The organism is Nocardia sp. NPDC127526, from assembly GCF_042672265.1.
GTDB lineage: Bacteria > Actinomycetota > Actinomycetes > Mycobacteriales > Mycobacteriaceae > Nocardia.
Genome location: NZ_JBHXVO010000050.1, coordinates 1 through 17,236, shown reverse-complemented (window position 1 = coordinate 17,236; position 17,236 = coordinate 1). Strand labels below are relative to the sequence as shown.

At 68.9% G+C, this 17,236-nt stretch carries 23 protein-coding genes; 13 read left to right on the top strand and 10 right to left on the bottom strand.

Going from position 1 to position 17,236, the window contains the following annotated elements:
• The first annotated feature begins 142 nt into the window (after positions 1–142).
• From ACFVIV_RS37925 to rplL, 5 genes are all read left to right on the top strand, one after another.
• Positions 143–1,651 carry an APC family permease gene (locus ACFVIV_RS37925; protein ID WP_379204978.1) on the top strand — a complete coding sequence of 503 codons (1,509 nt, stop codon included), beginning with the start codon at positions 143–145 and terminating at the stop codon, positions 1,649–1,651.
• Positions 1,648–2,385, top strand: a complete 738-nt coding sequence (locus tag ACFVIV_RS37920) for an IclR family transcriptional regulator (RefSeq protein WP_379204976.1) — start codon at positions 1,648–1,650, stop codon at positions 2,383–2,385. Before ACFVIV_RS37925 ends, ACFVIV_RS37920 begins: the two co-directional genes overlap by 4 nt.
• A gap of 275 nt (positions 2,386–2,660) precedes the next feature.
• A complete protein-coding gene (locus tag ACFVIV_RS37915) occupies positions 2,661–4,088 on the top strand; it encodes a lipase family protein (RefSeq protein ID WP_379204974.1) in 1,428 nt (475 codons plus the stop codon).
• Positions 4,089–4,197: 109 nt separating this feature from the next.
• A complete protein-coding gene (locus ACFVIV_RS37910) occupies positions 4,198–4,365 on the top strand; it encodes a hypothetical protein (RefSeq protein WP_157554848.1) in 168 nt (55 codons plus the stop codon).
• Between the two features lie 39 nt (positions 4,366–4,404).
• A complete protein-coding gene (gene rplL, locus ACFVIV_RS37905; protein WP_379204972.1) occupies positions 4,405–4,791 on the top strand; it encodes a 50S ribosomal protein L7/L12 in 387 nt (128 codons plus the stop codon).
• A 1-nt stretch (position 4,792) separates the two neighbouring features.
• Here the strand turns inward: rplL and ACFVIV_RS37900 are convergent, their stop codons facing one another.
• From ACFVIV_RS37900 to ACFVIV_RS37890, 3 genes are all read right to left on the bottom strand, one after another.
• On the bottom strand, positions 4,793–5,650 hold the full coding sequence (locus ACFVIV_RS37900) for an NAD(P)H-binding protein (RefSeq protein ID WP_379204970.1): 858 nt from the start codon (positions 5,648–5,650) through the stop codon (positions 4,793–4,795).
• Positions 5,651–5,661: 11 nt separating this feature from the next.
• Positions 5,662–6,663, bottom strand: coding sequence for a saccharopine dehydrogenase NADP-binding domain-containing protein (locus tag ACFVIV_RS37895; RefSeq protein WP_379204968.1), 1,002 nt, complete (start codon positions 6,661–6,663; stop codon positions 5,662–5,664).
• A 112-nt stretch (positions 6,664–6,775) separates the two neighbouring features.
• The gene (locus ACFVIV_RS37890) at positions 6,776–7,114 is read right to left on the bottom strand and encodes a winged helix-turn-helix transcriptional regulator (RefSeq protein ID WP_379204966.1); all 339 of its coding nucleotides are present in this window, start codon (positions 7,112–7,114) and stop codon (positions 6,776–6,778) included.
• A gap of 117 nt (positions 7,115–7,231) precedes the next feature.
• Between ACFVIV_RS37890 and ACFVIV_RS37885 the strand changes: the two genes are divergently transcribed.
• From ACFVIV_RS37885 to ACFVIV_RS37875, 3 genes are all read left to right on the top strand, one after another.
• A complete protein-coding gene (locus ACFVIV_RS37885; RefSeq protein WP_379204965.1) occupies positions 7,232–7,558 on the top strand; it encodes a hypothetical protein in 327 nt (108 codons plus the stop codon).
• A gap of 7 nt (positions 7,559–7,565) precedes the next feature.
• Complete coding sequence (locus ACFVIV_RS37880; RefSeq protein ID WP_379204963.1) at positions 7,566–8,207, top strand: cysteine hydrolase family protein; 642 nt, start codon at positions 7,566–7,568, stop codon at positions 8,205–8,207.
• A gap of 71 nt (positions 8,208–8,278) precedes the next feature.
• The gene (locus ACFVIV_RS37875) at positions 8,279–9,094 is read left to right on the top strand and encodes a ParA family protein (protein WP_379204961.1); all 816 of its coding nucleotides are present in this window, start codon (positions 8,279–8,281) and stop codon (positions 9,092–9,094) included.
• Positions 9,095–9,104: 10 nt separating this feature from the next.
• Here the strand turns inward: ACFVIV_RS37875 and ACFVIV_RS37870 are convergent, their stop codons facing one another.
• Both ACFVIV_RS37870 and ACFVIV_RS37865 read right to left on the bottom strand, forming a co-directional pair.
• Positions 9,105–9,716, bottom strand: coding sequence for a maleylpyruvate isomerase family mycothiol-dependent enzyme (locus ACFVIV_RS37870; protein ID WP_379205017.1), 612 nt, complete (start codon positions 9,714–9,716; stop codon positions 9,105–9,107).
• Between the two features lie 455 nt (positions 9,717–10,171).
• On the bottom strand, positions 10,172–10,945 hold the full coding sequence (locus tag ACFVIV_RS37865) for a YqjF family protein (RefSeq protein WP_379205016.1): 774 nt from the start codon (positions 10,943–10,945) through the stop codon (positions 10,172–10,174).
• Positions 10,946–11,140: 195 nt separating this feature from the next.
• Here ACFVIV_RS37865 and ACFVIV_RS37860 point away from each other — a divergent pair, with 195 nt between their 5' ends.
• Together ACFVIV_RS37860 and ACFVIV_RS37855 are read left to right on the top strand one after the other, a co-directional pair.
• Positions 11,141–11,563 (top strand): hypothetical protein, encoded by a 423-nt coding sequence (locus ACFVIV_RS37860; protein WP_379204959.1) that lies wholly within the window; start codon positions 11,141–11,143, stop codon positions 11,561–11,563.
• A gap of 47 nt (positions 11,564–11,610) precedes the next feature.
• Entirely contained in the window at positions 11,611–11,880 is a 270-nt protein-coding gene (locus tag ACFVIV_RS37855; protein ID WP_379204958.1) for a hypothetical protein, read from the top strand.
• A 50-nt stretch (positions 11,881–11,930) separates the two neighbouring features.
• On the opposite strand, the gene ACFVIV_RS37850 is transcribed toward ACFVIV_RS37855, so the two are convergent.
• Both ACFVIV_RS37850 and ACFVIV_RS37845 read right to left on the bottom strand, forming a co-directional pair.
• The gene (locus ACFVIV_RS37850) at positions 11,931–12,242 is read right to left on the bottom strand and encodes a DUF222 domain-containing protein (protein WP_379204956.1); all 312 of its coding nucleotides are present in this window, start codon (positions 12,240–12,242) and stop codon (positions 11,931–11,933) included.
• Between the two features lie 49 nt (positions 12,243–12,291).
• Positions 12,292–12,966: an NAD(P)-dependent oxidoreductase gene (locus ACFVIV_RS37845; protein WP_379204954.1), complete on the bottom strand. Its 675-nt coding sequence runs from the start codon at positions 12,964–12,966 to the stop codon at positions 12,292–12,294.
• 81 nt (positions 12,967–13,047) lie between these two features.
• Here ACFVIV_RS37845 and ACFVIV_RS37840 point away from each other — a divergent pair, with 81 nt between their 5' ends.
• Positions 13,048–14,040, top strand: a complete 993-nt coding sequence (locus tag ACFVIV_RS37840; RefSeq protein WP_379204952.1) for an AraC family transcriptional regulator — start codon at positions 13,048–13,050, stop codon at positions 14,038–14,040.
• Here ACFVIV_RS37840 and ACFVIV_RS37835 read toward each other — a convergent pair.
• The 3 genes from ACFVIV_RS37835 to ACFVIV_RS37825 form a co-directional block, all read right to left on the bottom strand.
• Positions 14,013–14,321: an antibiotic biosynthesis monooxygenase family protein gene (locus tag ACFVIV_RS37835; RefSeq protein ID WP_379204950.1), complete on the bottom strand. Its 309-nt coding sequence runs from the start codon at positions 14,319–14,321 to the stop codon at positions 14,013–14,015. The genes ACFVIV_RS37840 and ACFVIV_RS37835 overlap by 28 nt on opposite strands.
• 53 nt (positions 14,322–14,374) lie before the next feature.
• Positions 14,375–14,833 (bottom strand): hypothetical protein, encoded by a 459-nt coding sequence (locus ACFVIV_RS37830; protein WP_379204949.1) that lies wholly within the window; start codon positions 14,831–14,833, stop codon positions 14,375–14,377.
• Positions 14,834–14,950: 117 nt separating this feature from the next.
• Positions 14,951–15,397, bottom strand: coding sequence for a MarR family winged helix-turn-helix transcriptional regulator (locus ACFVIV_RS37825; protein WP_379204947.1), 447 nt, complete (start codon positions 15,395–15,397; stop codon positions 14,951–14,953).
• A 136-nt stretch (positions 15,398–15,533) separates the two neighbouring features.
• Between ACFVIV_RS37825 and ACFVIV_RS37820 the strand changes: the two genes are divergently transcribed.
• Positions 15,534–16,253 carry a S1 family peptidase gene (locus tag ACFVIV_RS37820; protein WP_379204945.1) on the top strand — a complete coding sequence of 240 codons (720 nt, stop codon included), beginning with the start codon at positions 15,534–15,536 and terminating at the stop codon, positions 16,251–16,253.
• Between the two features lie 19 nt (positions 16,254–16,272).
• On the top strand, positions 16,273–17,070 hold the full coding sequence (locus ACFVIV_RS37815; protein ID WP_379204943.1) for a HugZ family protein: 798 nt from the start codon (positions 16,273–16,275) through the stop codon (positions 17,068–17,070).
• Positions 17,071–17,236 lie beyond the last annotated feature (166 nt).

The window sequence follows — 17,236 nt, the reverse complement described above, 5'->3', positions numbered from 1 at the left end:
GCCCGGGAAACGTTTCGGCGATCGCCGAGTGGGACGGCCCGCGGCGGGTTCTCACTCGGCGACAAACGGCCGTCGCGCGGCCGAAACGCACCGGAAACCCGACCTGGATACGCTCGCCCGCACCCGATCTGGAGGTGTGCCGATGGGCGCTCTGGCCGACGCCGTGGCGCGGTCGTTCACGGCCGGCGAACCCGAACGGCCGGCCATGTCACCGCTGCGCGCGCTGGGTCGCCGGCGGCTGTCCCCGATCGAGGTGCTCGGCCAGTCGGTCGCCACCACCGCGCCCGCGGCGTCGATGGTGCTGCTGCCGGTCACCATGTTCACGCACGAGACCTGGCTGCCCGGATTGGTCACCATTGCGGCGGCCACCGCGGTGGTCATGCTGATCGCGCACTGCGTCGCGCAGTTCACCCGGCGTCTCGCGGCCGCGGGCGGCCTCTACACCTTCGTCTTCCAGGGCCTGGGCACGCGGGCGGCGCTGACCTGTGGCGCCGGATTACTGGCGAAGTATCTCGGCAGCGGCGCGATCACCCTGTATCACGGCGGGCAGGCCGTGCTGGCGCTGTTGGCGCAGTTCGGCATCCAGCCGCGCGGATGGGGTGTCGCGGCAGTCTATTTCGCGGTCGCGGTGGCCATTGCGAGCGTGCTGGTGCGAGGTGTGCGATTCGCGGCGGCGGTGATCCTGGCCGTGGAGGCGTGCTCGCTGATCTTCATCGTGGGACTGCTGCTGGCGGGAGCGGCCGGAATCGACCCGCCGTCGCCGCCGGCCGCACCGGCCGGACCGGGCGTGCTGTTCGTGGCGATGCGAGCGCTGTTCGGGCTCGCGGGATTCGAGAGCGCCGCCTGCTTCGCGCCGGAGACGAAACGACCGCTGGTCACGGTCACCCGCACGGTCCTGCTCACCCCGCTGCTGTGCGGCGCGCTGTTCGTCTTCGCGGGCTGGGCGGCCTGCACCGGCCGGGCCGACGTGCTGGTCAGCGCGTATCTGCACGGCACCGCGGGCGGAGTGGGGCCCGTCGTGGTGATCCTGCTGAATATCGGGCTCACCTGTTCCTGGCTGGCCTCGTCCATGGCGTCGTCGAATGCCGCCTCGCGACTGGTGTACTCGATGGGCTTGGAAGGCGTACTGCCGCAGGTCTTCACCCGGATCGGCGCGCGCCTGCGCACCCCGCACCTCGCGCTGGCCGCCATCGTCGGCGCCACCACGACCGGCGGCCTGCTCTACGTCGCCGCGGACGGCGTGCCCGCCTCGGTGGGCACGGCGGTCCGCACCGCGCTCATCACGGTCTACCTCCTCGTGGCGGTGGCGACGGTGCGCTTCCTGCGGCGCATCCGAGAGATGACGCGGCCCGATCTGTATGCGGGCTGGATCGGCGCTGCCACCTTGTCGGCCACCCTCGGCTGCCTGATGGTCACCCAGGCCCGGGACGGCACCTTCGCCGCGGCCGCGGCGGTGGCCGGTGTGCTGGCGGCGGGCGCGGCCTGGCACCGCTACCTGTCCCTCGTCCGCCCCCGAAGCCTGCGCGCCATCGGCGTTTTCGACAGTCCCGAATCCGCCGATGTGCTGCCCGGCGCCGGGGTGTTCGCCGTCAATGCGCGCGGCAGTATCGCCCTGGTCGGCGCGCAGCGCGGCGACCCCCGCGAGCCGTGACCACGGTAGTGCGCGGCGGACCGGCCGGCCATGAACCGCGCGCCGTGCAGAAGGCCCTGGCGCTGCTGGAGGCCGTGGCCCAGCTCGGGCCCGGCGCGACGGCCAAATCCATCGCGGCCCATACCGGCGTGCCGCCCGCCACCGCCTACCGGTTGCTGAATCTCCTGGTGGCGGACGGCTATCTGGTCCGTGTGGAAGACCTCTCCGGTTTCGCCCTCGGCCGGCGCACCCGTGAACTCGCCGCGGCCGCAACCGAACCCGGCCCGCCCGCGGACAGCCGCCACGTCCTGGCGGAATTGCGCGCCCAGCTCCGCTACGGAATCCACCTCGCCTCGTTCACCGGCCGCCGGATCCGGCTGATCGACAAGGACCCCGACCACGAGCTCAGCGGGGAGAACATTCTCACCGCGCATCCGCACGCCTCGGCCATCGGGAAACTGCTCATCGCCCGGCATCCGGAGCTGGCTCCCGGCCGTCCCCGCAAGATCACGGCGTTCACCATCACCTCCCCGGCACAGCTGGCCGCGGAGCTGCGCCGCGTCGCCACCGCAAACCTCGCCACAGAGATCGATGAATGCCGGATCGGCCGCAGCGCGGTCGCCGTGCCCGTTCACGGTGACCATGGCGTCGTGACCGGAGCGCTGGCCGCCATCGGCCGCACGGGCCATATCGCCATTCACGATCGCGACCTGATCGACCTGCTGAAAGACTTCGCCGCCCGGCTGCGCACCTGATCACGCGGCGCCGCCGTCACCGGGCGGCGGTGCACCCCGCCCGAGTCGGGGCGGACGGTCGGACGGGGGCTTCCACCTTGCCGGCTCCCGGGGGCGAGTCCGCGCCGACAGCGACCAACACTAGGCGAGCAAATCCCTGGACATCATGACGATCGAAGCCTGCGAAGCTGACAATCCGTGCCGCACGGCGACAGCCAGCGGGTTCATCTCGATTTCACAATAGAAGAACGTCCCAAATCCCCGGTTTGCCCGGTTTTGGTTGTAGCTTGCGAATCGTGAAATATCTGACGGCTGCTGCGGCCACGGTGCTGATGGGTTTTTCGCTGACAATCGGGCAGACGACGGCGCGGGCCGAGGTGCCGCCGCCGGTGCCGCCCATTTCCCTCGCGCCGCCCGCCGGATTTCCACAGGGACCGAATCCGCTGCAACAGTGGATCGATGCGCATATTCCGAAACCGGCGCAGATCGTGCCGCGGGCCGCGCGGCCGGCGCCGGGAAATGTACCGGCGGATTTGACGCCGCTGTGGCATGCCGTGCAGTCGGCGCCGACCGGGGATCCCTTGTTCGATTCATGGCCGGCCGATCTCGAGCGATACGCGCCCGGGGACATTCTGGAAACGCGGGATGTGACGGGCACGGCGTTTCCGATGCTGCTGTTCACGACGGGCACCACGATTCAGCGGGCCACGCTGATCAAATTCCGGACCACCAATTCCTCCGGCGCGCCGTCCATCGGGACCGCGACGCTGATACTGCCGGCCAAGGCGTGGACCGGGCCGGGCGCGCGGCCGGTGCTGCTGAACGCGACGGCGATCAATGCGCTCAGCCGCAAGTGCACGACCGGATATGTGCTGGCCCACGGGCTGGAGGTGCCGACCGGGCAGGACTTCTCGCCCTCGCCGACACTGTGGGCGGCCGAGCGCGGGTACGCGGTGGTCATTCCCGATCACGAGGGGCCGCTCATGAGCTACGCGGAGCCGACGGTCGCGGGCCACACCATGCTGGATTCCATTCGCGCGGTGCGCAATTTCGCGCCGGAGCAATTCGGGCAGAGCCGATTCGCCTCGACCGGGTATTCCGGGGGCGCCATCGCCTCGTATGCCTCGGCCGTGCTGGCCGATGAATACGCGCCCGAGCTGACGCCGTATCTCGCCGGGGCGAGTTTCGGCGGATTGACCACCGATTACCGGGCCTTTGCGCACAACTTCGACGGCTCCTACATATCCGGATTCCTGCTCACCATCGCGCTCGCCATTGCCCGGGAACATCCGGAGATACTCGGTTTGATGAATCATCTGGCGGAGTGGGCGGCGACCTCACCGGTCAAGGAGATATGCAGCGGCAGCTTCGGCGGGCTGGGAATGGCTCCCGTGCCCTTCGAAGCCGTGGCCAATATCGACAAACCACTCGACAGCGCCCTCGCGGAGGAAATCTTCGACCGGCTGAACCTCACCGGCCGGAAATCCGCCGTCCCGCTGTTCGTCTACCACGGACTGCACGATCCCTGGATTCCGGTGTCGGGCGCCGAACGGCTGCATCGGGAGCAATGCGCGCTCGGCGTCGCGGTGACGAAGAATATTGTCGGCGGCGAACATCTGCTCGCCTACCTCAGCTCCTACGGCGCGACCACGGAATGGCTGGATCAGCGCCTGCGCGGGGTGCCCGCGACCGGCGACTGCGGCGGCGCGGCGGGCGCACGGTAACAATCCGGCGGCTGCACGATGAGCAGAATGACTACAACGGCGTTGAGCGGCGGATGAACGGGAACTCCTCGGGCGACAAGCATTTCGTCGGCTCCCCGAGGAGGATGACATGGACGAGCCGGTCTGCATCGACTGCTGGCGCCGCGACCACCTCACCTTCGTCCAGCGGCTGGATCCGGCCTACATCACCCCCGGCCCGGTGCATCGCTGCGCCATGCACCGCCGCCATCTCGAGGATCTTCGCAAGGGCCCCGAGAGCACCGAGGAAGCCGCGTAACCTGAACGTAGTGCCTGGTCGCGGTTGCAGGGGAATGTTATGGCCAAGATGTCCATCGACGAGTTGCTCGATGTTTTCAAAGGTATGACGCTGCTGGAGCTTTCGGAGTTCCTCAAGGCGTTCGAAGACGAGTTCGGGGTGACCGCCGCCGCGCCGGTGGCCACCGTCGCCGCCCCCGACGCCGGGCCCACGGTGGACACCACCGAGGAGCAGAGCGAGTTCGATCTGGTCCTGGAATCTTTCGGGGACAAGAAGATTCAAGTCATCAAGGCCATGCGCGAGGTCATTCCCGGCCTGGGCCTCAAGGAGGCCAAGGATCTCGTGGAAGCGGCGCCGCAGCCCGTCCTGGAGAAGGTGGACCGCAGCGCCGCGGAAAACGCGAAGGCCAAGCTGGAGGCCGCCGGGGCCCGGGTGGCCCTGCGCTGATCTATCGTTCGCCGGCGCCCGCCGCGTAGTCGCGCAGCGTGCGCGGCGGGCGGCCGGTGAACTGTTCGATGGTCTCGGTCACGCGGAACAACTCGTGCCCGGATCCGATGGCGGCGAACATGGTCCACAGGTGGGTCAGGTGCTCGACGGTGACCTCGTCCCGGTAGATGCCCATGGCGCGGCGCGCGTACTCCTCCGGATCGAGATCGACATAAGGGACGCCGAGGGTTTCGGCCGCCGCGCCGACGGTCATGACCTCCCCGGCCAGCCAGAGCACCGGATCGACCGGGCCCTCGGTGCGCAGCACGCCCACGCCCACACCGGCGACATCCTCGGCGGCGATCAAGGGCAGCACCGTATCCGGGGAGCCCATGGGCAGCGCCAGTTCACCGCGATCGCCGATGGCCACGCGCAGGTTCTCGAAGAACACCGCGGCGCGCAGGTGCACCGCGCCGATGCCCGCCCGGTCGAGCACCTGTTCGGCGACCCAATGCCGGCGCATGTGCGGGGTGCCCGCGGCCGGGTCCGAGCCCAGCTGTGAGGTCGCCACCACGCGTTCCAGGCCCGCCTCGGTCCCGGCGGCGGCGAAAACCGCTGCCGCGTCCAGCATTCCGGCGGACACCGGATAGGTGAAGTACGCGCGCCGCACCCCGCGCACCGCGGGCCGCACCGCGCTGATCTCGCGCAGATCACCCACCACCACATCGGCGCCGAGGTCCTTCAGCTCCGCGGCGCGACCGTCATCACTGTGCACGAACGCACGCACCGGCAGTCCTTCGCGGACAAGGGTTTCCGTGACAGTACGCCCGGTGGCTCCCTGACTGCCGCCGCCCGCGCCGGTGACGAGGATCGGTTCCATTCCCGTTCTCCTCACCGCTTTTTCGGCAGGGCGAGTTCGAACACGCCCTGTCCGGCCAGGGCGGTCAGGAACTCGGTCGCGTCGAAGGTCTCGGCGGGGCTCGCCACCCCGCTCTTGGCCGCGCCCTCGGTGAGCCGGACCGCCGCCTCCACCGAGGCCAGCGCGGCGGCCCGCCACAGGTCCCGCCCGCGCAGGTGCCCGGCCGCCGATTGCGCGCCGATAACCTGTGCGGCAATGGTGAATTCGCTGTTCGCGCGTTCCTCGGCGGCGACGTGCTCGCTGCTGAACGCCTGCTCCTCCTCGAAGGTGCGCGCGGTCAGCTGCGCCTCCACCGCCCGCGTGCGGGTATGGCGCGGAATGGTGACCGCCTCCGGGAACGGCACCGGCGCGATCACCGTGCGCGGGCCCACCGGCGGCGGGAAGGCGAACACCGCATTGCGCGGCTCCACGAAGCCGACCTGCCGCTCGCCGTCGGCGAATCCGATGCGCTCGGTATCGGCGAACAGCAGGCGCGCGGTCTCCACCGCGCCGTGGGTCATCATCCAGTTGGTGACCGCGTAGGCCACGGTGATCCGCTCGATCTCGGGCAGCCCGTGCGCGACCGCGCCGGCCAGCAGATCACCCAGCCCGCCATAGAAACTCACGCTGGGCAGCATGGTGATTCCCGCCCGCTGCGCCGGTTCCTGGAACTCGTCGAGCAGCCGTCGCACATGGTGCACCTCGACGGCATGGTCCACGTAGTGGCAGCCGCCCTCGACCGCCGCCGTGGCGACGGGCACGCCGGTTTCGGCGAACGGCCCGGCGCAGTGGATCACGACGTCGGCGACCTCGGCCAGCGCTCGCAGCGCGGCCGGATCATCGAGCGCCGCGGGCATGATTCGCGGCGGGCCGAGCGCGGCGAGTGCGTCCGGATTCCGCCCGGACAGGACGACATCCTTTCCGCGGGAGAGAAGTTCGGCGGTGACCAGCCGACCGGTGTGACCGGTGGCCCCGTACACGGCAAATACGGTCATGAGGATCAACTCTTGGAACTCGGGACAGGGCATCACGCCCCCGGACCCTCAGCCTAGGCGCGGTGCCGTCCCCTGCGCAGCCGTTCTGCGAACACACTTTCGAATGGCCGGATTACGGCGCTTCGATCGTGATACCGCTTCGCGCACCGCGCTTCTCGCCCCACTCGTAGAGGGCGGTCAGCACCGGGACCAGGCTCCAGCCCTCCTCGGTCAGCTCGTATTCCACCTGCGGCGGCACGGTCTCGTAGACGGTGCGCCGCACGAAGCCGTCCGATTCCAGTTCGCGCAGTTGCTGAATCAGCATTTTCTCGCTGGTGGCGGGCATGCGGCGGCGGAGTTCGCCGTAGCGGTGCACGCCCTCCTTGAGGTGGGCGAGGATCACCGGCTTCCATTTGCCGCCGATCAGGTCGACGGTCACCTCGACCGGGCAGTAGTAGCGCTTCGCGACCATCTCTCGTCTCCGGTGCTTACCGAAAAGTGCGTTCTTGTAACACTGTAATCACCGAGCTTCCATGGACTGCGTACCCGCGGCGTCCGGCCGCGACGATGAATACGGAGTTCAAATCCTATGAAGGTCATTACTTTCGACCGTTTCAAGCCCGGCGTGACCATGGAGACCATCACGCCGTTCCTGCCGGAGGAGGTCGCCAACGTCTGGCGGCTGTGGAAGGCCGGGATCGTGCGCGAGAACTATGCGCGCGCCGACGAGCCCGGTGTGGTCATCGTGTGGGAGGTGGACAGCGTCGAGGAGGCCAAGCGCTATATCGACGACTTTCCGCTCAGCAAAAAGGGATTCCTGGAATGGAGCTACATTCCGGTGACCGCTCCCCTGCCGCTCGAGGCGCTCATGGACGCCTCGGTCGACGTTGCCGAGCCCTACGACCGGACCAAGTGAGGCCCGCATGCGCTACGCATACGGCCTGACCATTCCGCAGACCGTCGAGGATGTCTGCGATCCGGCGCGGATGGCGGTGATCATCTACGACATGCAGATGGGCATCGTCGGCCAGATCCCGGACGGGGAGCGCATTGCCGAAGCCTGCCGTCGGTTGCGGGATACCGCCCGGGAGAACGGATTCCGGGTCTTCTACACCCGGCACATGTCGATTCCGGGTCCCGCGGCGGGCGTCGCCCAATTGCGCACCGCCATGGAGTGGCAGCGGGTCGACGATCCGACGGCGGTTCGCACCGCCTTCCCGCAGGGGTCGCCGCAATACCAATTGATTCCGGAGCTCGCTCCCGGACCCGACGAGGTCGTCTTCGACAAGATCACCATGTCCGCCTTCGCGGGCACGCCGCTCGATACGGCCTTGCGCGACTTGCGCATCGACAGCTTCGCCATTGCCGGTATCGCCATGGAGGTCGGTATCGAACCGACCGTCCGCCACGCCACCGATCTCGGCTATCTCCCCATCGTGGTGACCGACGCCTGCGGCGCGGGCCATCCGGAGGCCGCCGAACGCGCGCTGGCCACCCTCGCTTTCGCGGGCGGCTCCCGCACCACCGATACCGCCACGCTGAAGAAGCTGATGCGCCGCGACTGAGGCGGCGAGCGTGAGCAATCCCTCAGTGGGGCCGTCGATGTGCCGCGGAGCGCGGCGACTAGCCTGGCGACATGCTGGCAAACTACACCCGGACTGATGAAGGAGGCCGAGCGCAGATCGTTGCGCTGTGTAATCAGAAGGGTGGAGTCGGCAAGACCACATCGACCATCAATCTGGGTGCCGCGCTTGCGGAATCCGGTCAGCGCGTCCTGCTGGTCGATCTCGATCCGCAGGGCGCGCTGTCCGCGGGCCTGGGCGTCCCGCCCAATGACCTGACCACCACGGTCTACGACCTGTTCGGCACCTCCCCGGTTCCCGTCGACCAGGTGCTGATGCAGACCCGGGTCGCCAATATGGATCTGCTGCCGAGCAATATCGATCTGTCCGCGGCGGAAATCCAGCTGGTCAACCAGATCGGCCGCGAGCAATCGCTGCGCCGGGTCCTGGACCCGATTCGCGACCGCTACGACTACATCCTCATCGACTGCCAGCCCTCCCTGAGCCTGCTCACCGTGAACGCCCTCGCCTGCGCCGACGGCGTCATCATTCCCATGGAGTGCGAGTTCTTCTCGCTGCGCGGCCTGGCCCTGCTCACCGACACCATGGACAAGGTCCGCGACCGCCTGAACCCGGGACTGACCCTGTTCGGCATCGTGGTCACCATGTTCGACGCCCGCCTCACCCATTCCCGTCAGGTGAAGGCCCGCGTCGCCGAGGTCTTCGGCGGCAGCGTCTACGACACCGTGATCTCCCGGACGGTCCGTTTCCCCGACGCCACCATCGCGGGCGAGCCCATCACCACCTGGGCGCCCAAATCCGCAGGCGCGGACCAGTACCGAGCTCTGGCCCGGGAGGTCGTCCAGCGCTCGGTCCGCGGAGTCGCGTGAGCGATGACGGTCAGGCGTTCGCGATCCGCTCGCGCAGGGTTGCCACCCCCGGCCCGGACAGGTCCGCGCAGTAGGCGTCCCGCCCCGCCATAGCCATGGTCAGCGCAATCGTCGGCCCGCTGACCAGCGGTCCGTCACCCGCGCGGAACGGCCCGTCGGTCGCTTCGAGCCGCAGCCCCTTGCTGATGCTGCGGCCCGGCACCGTGAAATCCCGACTGGCGAAAAACCGCGCGACCTCCGTGGTCGCCTCGATCGCAGGCTCCCCCGACAACCCCAGCGGCCGCCGAATGTCCTGCCCGTGCACCACCACTTCCCCGAGCCAGGCCGCCGTATGCCCCGAAGCCGCCGTGGTACTGGTGATAACCGCCCGGAACCGAGCCAAGGTCTCGGCCGGAGTCCCACCCCGACACTCGGCCAGACGCCGCGCATTGTGCACATCGAAATCGAACCGAGCCCCGGCCACACTGCGCAACCACCGCAACCGCCCCAGACTCGCCGCCGCGGTGAGATGCGCAACCACCTCCTCCACCGTCCACTCCCCGCACAACGTCTCCCGCCCCCACTGCTCCTCGTCCAACCCCGCAAGCTCCTCAGCCAACCGAGCCCGCTCGGCATGAGCCATGCCCCACAACTCCCCCCGCGAAACAACAATCGACACCCGCCAACCTCCAGTCCAGCGCACCCGCCATAGTCCTGATCTGGTGACGACATCGACCACGCAAACTAATCGGTCCCCGCGCACTACCGGCGAAACCTCATCCGCCCAGCCGCCGGCGCTCTCGCAGCGATAGCCCTGACCATTGGCGTCCTTGCCGCGTATCAGGATCATCCGCCACCCACGCCGGTCGGAAATTACAACCTGTCGCTCCCCATACTGATCAAACCCCTGCCCCGGAACCCCCACCGACCAGCGTTCCGGTCAGCGGCACCACCACCCCACCGAAGTAGGCCCGCCGGGTCGGTGAACCACCCGAAATGCGCCTGCCCGTTGTCGTTTCGCATGCCGGAGGACTACTGCGCGGCCGATTCGGTCAGCGCGCCATGCGGCAATTGAGGATGTTCGAGCGTTGCGTGGCGTCACGGGGTCGGTAGACCTGCGGGGTGAGCGGGGCGGCCGAAACGTGCTGGGACGCCGGGGGAATAGAGCACGCTGACCGGTCGGCGGACAGGTGTCGGGAGTCCGGCTGCCGCCAGGAGGTTCTCCTGGCAGTCGAGGAGTTCGGCGCGGTGCAGTGGCCATCGGGGGTGGGTGTTGGGTAGATACATCCGGCGGCCGAAGAAGGTGCTGTGCATGCCCCAGCGGGCGGTGAGGAAGTGCTCCAACTCCGTCGGCTCGGCGATCGGCTCACCTACCCGGATGGTGATCCGGCTGTGCGCGCCGCGCGGGCCGGGCCAGCGCCGGGTGCTGGTATAGGTGCGCAGGTCACCCTCGGCGCGGATGCTCATCCGTGACCACAGGTAGGGCAGCCGGAATCCGATGCGCGCCACGGCGACCGGGAGCAGGCGGGAGGCGTCGAGGGAGCGGAAGACCACGCCGCGTCGGCCGTGGGCGTCCACGGAGTAGAGGCGGACGTTGGTTTCGGGGAAGGTGCCCAGATACGGCAGGCCGGGGAGTTTGCTCCAGCCGACGCGGTGCATCTGGAAGGCGACCAGCCCGACGTAGGTGAGCCCGGAGTGGGTGTCGGGGGTGGTGCCGGGTGGCAGTAGTGGGGCGATGTCGGCGGGGTCGGCGGCCCAGTGCAGGAATGCCAGGTCGAGCCAGGATTGGGTCAGCAGCGGACGCGGAATCTCCCCCGGTGCGTCGGGGGTGATCGGTTCCGGGAGCACGTCGTCGTGCGGTGCGGGCATCATCGCCACCGCGCCAGTATCGCAGGCATGTCTACGGCCGCCGCAGGCGATGCGGTGCCGAGGCGTCGTGTGGCGTCGGTGTCGCTGGAGGGCGGATCGAGCTGATGAGGTCGGATCGTCCGCGGAGGCCGTTGATGAGGGTGTGGGGTAGGGCGGTGAGCTGCTCGCTCATCGTTGCCGCAGACTTAGGATCAGGCCATGGACCGTGACACACCAGTGGCCAGAGGCTCCTTCCGCAAACTGTATTCGATCGTCACGCCCGAGTCGCTCTCGCAGCTGCCCGATCGTGTCTGGACTGTGAGCGAGTGGGACCGCGTCCGGAGGGGCTACCGGTCACGGAGCATGGACGAGAAGTGGAACATCTTCACCGAAGGCGACATTGTGTTCATGCACCGCAGTTGGACCGGTTACGGGATATACGAGGTGTCGTTCTCCCCGCTAGCCGCCGGCGGCCGAAAAATTACCTCGGCTGTCGTTGAGACGGATCCCCAACGGTACCGGCGGATGACCGACGACTATGACCGCGTGATGATCGAGCTGATCATCAGTGGCATCGTTCTCGGCGAGCCTGCGCTCGAGCTACGGGCCGCATTTGGCAGGTCAAAGGTCGCGATAGGCTGACTGTTGGTTGCGGCGGAATCGTCGGTGCGACAAGGGGGGCCGTGGTTATGCGCGACAGGGAGACGCTCACCGCTCTGTACGGGGTGCAAGGCCGGGAGGCACGCGCCGCGATGGTGCGCGCCATCGCCGCGGGCGAGACGCCGGAGGGCATTCCCGAGGGAGCTGCCGCGGTCCTCACCCGGCACGCGGCGGTCGCTGCGGAGATGACCGCGTTCATGCATTCGTTCCAACAGGAGAGCCGGAGCGCCCCGTATCCGGACGAGGAGATCCGCCGCCTGCTGGACGGCCGGGCTGCTGTGTTCGTTCCGCCGGTGTGAGGACCGGAAGCGGGTGGGGACCTGCGAACAGGGGGCACGCGGGCTCGGCCTCAGCTTGCGGCTGCCAGGACGCGCCATACTTTTCTGGGGCGCGAGCGGGGCTGGGGGATCGCGTATTCGATTCGGCGGCGGGCTTCTTGGGCGCTGATGCGCAGGAGGTCGGTCAGTAGGTCTGCGGTGTCGCGGTAGCCGGTGTCTGCGGCTAGGCCGCGGCGCTCGGCTTCGGCTACGGCCGCGCGCATGGCGGCGTCGAGGCGCCGGCGTTCGGTTTCGACGAGGGCGCGGAGCAGGTCGACGTCGGCCAGGTCCGGCCATTTGAGGAATTCGGCGGTGCGATCGGTGTGGGTGTTCGTGCCCGCCATGATCGCAGCCGGGGCGTGATCCGGTGCGCATGGCGGGCGGACGAATTGGTCAGTGTCCGGGGGCGGCGGCGGAGACCGCGATGGATTCGCCGATGTAGGCGGACTTTTCGAGGGTGTCGGCGAAGACTCGGCCCACGGCGGTGCGGGGGACGTGCCAGCCGCCGACTTCACCGGCCGGGGAGACGAGGGCGGGGGTTGGGCCTTCCTCGTCGCTCAGGTGGACGGGTTGTGCGATGGTCCAGTCCAGGCCGCTGCGGCGGACGATTTCTTCCTGGCGGATGTGGTCGGCTACCTGGTTGCCGATGACCAAGGGGTAGAAGATTTTGTCGGAGAGGCGGAGTCGGCCTGCGGTGGGGCCGATTCCGTAGACGCTCAGGACCAGCAGGCGGCGGACGTTGTGCCGGCGCATGGCCGCGACCACGTTGGAGGTGCCGTGGGAGCGGACGTTCATGGCGGTGTGGGCGGGGCCGAGAAGGCGGACACGGAACGGGTTTTCGGTGATGCCGAGCGCGATGACAACGGCGTCTTGACCGGCGACGGCGTTGTCGACGGCGGCGGGATCGGTTGCATCACCGGTGATGGCGCGCAGAGACGGGGAGGTGCGGGAGTCGAGAAGGGATTCGGCGTGGCGGGAGAAGGCGGTGACATCGTGGCCGCGAGTGAGGAGTTCGGCGACGACCGCCGCGCCGGTGCCGCCGGTGGCGCCCAGGACCAGGATTTTCATGGCGTTCCTTCGAGTGGGGAAGTGATACGTCCACGGTATGAAGGAGTGACTGGATGATCCATGACGGTTAGTCTCGGTTCTATGCCCGATCGTCCAGTGCTGGTGGCTCCCCAGATCTCCAGGGATCCCTTGGGGGAGGCCTTGTTTCCGGTGCGGATGCAAGGCGTCTTCTATTCGCACACCGATGCGGGCGCACCGTGGGCGCTCGAGATCCCGCCGTACCCGGACTGCCTGGCTTTCCATGTGGTCGCCGAGGGTGGCTGCCTGCTCGAGGTCGACCGCGAACCGCCGGTGCAGCTGCGCGCCGGGGATATGGCGTTGGTGCCGCACGGCCGTGGTCACTGGCTGCGCAGCGAGCCCGGCGCCGCTGCCACCGGGCGGGTAGATGAGCTGCCGCAGCGCATGTTCGGCGAGCGCTATTCGATCCTGCGCTGCGGCGGCGACGGCCCGCGCACCGTAATGATCTGCGGGGTGGTGAGTTTCGAGCAGCCCTCGGTGGGCCGCCTGCTCGATGTGCTGCCGCCGATCCTGTATCGCCCCGGCGGCGAGGACGATTCGCGGGTTCGCGATGTACTGCGGCTGATGGCGGCCGAACTGCGCCACATGCGCCCCGGCGGGGAGGCCGTGACCGTGCGGCTGGCGGACGTCCTCGTCATCGAGGCCATCCGCGCCTGGCTGGCCGAGGCGCCCGCCGCGCGCACGGGATGGCTGGGCGCACTGCGGGATCCGCAATTGGGCCGGGCCATCAGCGCCGTGCACCGCGATCCGGGCGCGCCCTGGACCGTCGCGACCCTCGCCCGCGAGGCCGCCATGTCCCGTTCGGCCTTCGCGGCTCGCTTCACCGAACTCGTCGGCGAACCCGCCATGCGATATGTGACGCGCTGCCGCATGGAAGCCGCCCGCACCCGGCTCGCGCACGGCGATACCGTCGCGGCGGTGGCGGCGACCATGGGCTACCAGTCCGAGGCCGCGTTCAGCCGGGCCTTCACCCGCATGGCCGGTGCGACGCCGGGCGGCGTGCGCCGGGCCGCGGCCCCGTCCCCAGCTCACTCGAACGCGGCGACCACCTCGTAGAGACCGGGATTGGCGCTCGCCACCTGCCGCGCCTCGTCGACGGAGGCGACCACGGCCGGGTTCATACCCGCGGCCTCGCAGGCCTCGGCGCTGTCCCAGTGCGCGACATTGACCAATTGGAAACGCGCGCCCGGCAGCAGGGCCCGGTGCAGGCGGACATCGCGGAAGCCGGGGGCGGTGCGCATGAGGGCCGCGCGCGCACGCCACTGCTCGATGAATTCGTCGATCCGGTCGGCGGGCAGCTCGATGGCGTTGATGAAGGTGACGCCTTGGTCGGTCAAGTGCGGATTCCTCCGGTAATCGGTTGTGCGGGAGTCGAATTCGGCCGGAGTGATCACGAGCCGGGGCGGACGATCATGAGCACGACCACGATGGTCCACAGCAGGTTGTAGATGCCGGCCCACATGCCGAGGCGGCGCAGCTGCTTCCCGTCGTCGGGTTCGCGGAGCGCGTCGCGCTGCAATGGGTGGATCAGGCCCGCGAGCAGCCCGCCGGCGATGGCGGTGAGCAGCATGGCGATGGTGATCCAGATTTCGCCCATGCGGTCCTGGGCGAGGGCCAGGGCGATGCCGACGCCCGGGACGATGAGCCCGAAGATGGCGTAGCTGCCGGTGATCCGGTGCATGGCGCGGGCGACCGCCGGGTTGCGCTCGGACTCCACGGGCGGCACACCGTCGGCCGCCGGTGTGGCGAGGACCGGCGCGTAGCGGGGAAACAGGCTGGCGGCGACGGCCGAACCGCCGACGAAGACAATGCCCGCGACCACATGGACGGACAGCAGGAGATGTTCCACGGAACCTTCCACCTTCAACAAACCTGAAGCTTCATGATGCGTGCAGACTAACACCAAGCTTCAGGGAAGTTGAAGGATATTTCGGGGAGCGGTCCCGCGACCGCGGGGCAATCGCGATCAGGAGTCGAGTGAGCTCACGAAGGCCGTGACAATGGCCGAGCCGACCTGCTGCTGGATCGGATCCGCGTCCGGGCCGAACAGCCGGTCGTCCACTTCGAGGACGACCTTGCGCGCCTTGTCGAGCAGGCGGGTTCCCTTGGGCGTGAGCTCGATCGTCGAGGCGGAGCCCGCCCGCGCGGTGCGATCTCGCACCAAATCCGCGCCCACCAGGGCTTTCACCGCCGTGTGCACGCTCTGCACGCTGGTTCCCGACATGCGGGCCAGATCGCTGAACGACGCACCCGGCACGCCCGCGATGTGCCCGAGCAGCGCGAGCCGGGCAACGGTCAGATCCAGTGGCGCGAGGGCGGCCCCGAGTTCCGTCTCGACCTTCCGCGCCAACGTCAGCACCAGAATGGAGGCGCTCAGCGCGGGCGGGCGGGGACGGTCCTTCTCGGTGGTCACCGACCCATCTTCGCCTACCGGCCAGGTCCGCGCGGCATCACAGTTGACCCACAACCGGTGTGTTGAACTTGCCAGCTATTTTGCGGCAAATAGCGTTGCCCGGGTTACCGCGTTCGTCGGCCGAAAAGGAGTGGGCATGGTTCTCACGACAGGTTGCGCCACGAAGATCGCAGTAGGCGGGGCCATCGCCCTGATCGCGGCGGGACCGACCGCCGCACCGGCGCAGGCGAATCCGCCGGCCGTGGTGGGCGGCGGCTCGGGCATCGCCCTGCAGACCGGGGATCCCCGGCTGGTGGCGCTGTGCACCATGACCACCGTCGGCTACGACCGGACCGGGCAGCTGGTCGGCATTACCGCCGGGCACTGCGCCGAGGAGGCCGGAGTCCGGGTGTGGGCCGAGGCGACGCCGCAGGCCGGGCCGATCGGATTCGTGGCCATCAAGGACGTCGGTCACGACTGGGCCGTGGTGCAACTCGACCCCGAGCGGGTGACGCCGGTGCGCCAGGTCGGGCCGTCCACGGTCGCGAGCATCGGCGCGCCCGCCGCGGCCTGGGAGACGGTGTGCAAGAACGGCCGCACCACCGGATTCACCTGCGGCGTGGTGTGGGACGCGTATCCGGCCGAATTCCTGTCCCAGGTGTGCGCCAACCACGGCGATTCTGGCGGACCGGTGCTGCGCGGCGATCAGCTCGTGGGCATGATCAATGCCGGTGTGAGCCCGGAGGGCTCGGGCGAACTGGCCTGCACCGGGCCGGGCAATCCGATTCACGAGCCGGATGTCTCGAACCAGATCACCGCGGTCCTCGCCGAGATCGACAGCCTGGGCATCGTGGGAGCCGGATTCCAGCCCTTGTGATCCCGCGTAGCCTCGGGATATGACTCTCGACCACGGTGATCCCGGCGACGCTCCCTCGACTCCGCCCCCGTTGACGGTGGTGGCCAATGCCGTTCGGCCGACTCCGGCCGAGGAGGCGAAAACGGTTGCGGCGTCGACGAATACGGCGACCCTCGCCACGCTGACGGCCGACGGCGCACCGTGGGCGTCGTTCGTCACCTACGGTCTGAGCGACGGGCAGCCGGTGCTGTGCGTCTCGCGGCTGGCCGAGCACGGCCGCAATCTGCTCGACGATCCCCGCGCCAGCCTGGCGATCGTCGCTCCCGAGGGACCCGCCGATCCCCTTGCGGGCGCGCGGGTCACGCTCGCCGGTGTCGTGGAGCGGCCGGAGGGCGCGCGGGCCGAGGCCGCTCGCGAAGCGCATCTGGCGGCCGTGCCCGCGGCCAAGTACTACATCGACTACAGCGATTTCACGCTGTGGGTGCTGCGGGTGGAGCGGGTGCGCTGGGTCGGCGGCTACGGGCGGATGGATTCCGCCACCGCGGCGGAGTACGCGGCGGCCGCCCCGGATCCGGTCATTCCCAACGCACAGCGCGCGGTCACCCATCTCAACGAGGATCACGCCGACGCCCTGCTCGATATGGCGCACGTCTTCGGCGGGTATCCCGACGCGACCGGCGCGGTGTGCGAGCGCGCCGACCGGTACGGCCTGGACCTGCGGGTGCAGACGCCGCGCGGGGTCGCGGTCACCCGTGTCGGCTACTTCGCCCCGATCGATGGAATTGGTGAACTGCGGGCCGCCACAGTCGAATTGGCGCGCCGCGCACGAGAAGCCTAAGCGTGTAGACACAAGTCCCACCTGTCATCTCCCACCTGTCATCCCGACGTGTCCCACCTGTCATCCCGGCGTGGGGGTGGGGGGGGGGGACCCCCGCCCGGGGGGGTGAGGCCCAAAAAAAGCCCCCAACACGGTGAATTAAAAAAAAAACAACACAACCAACAAG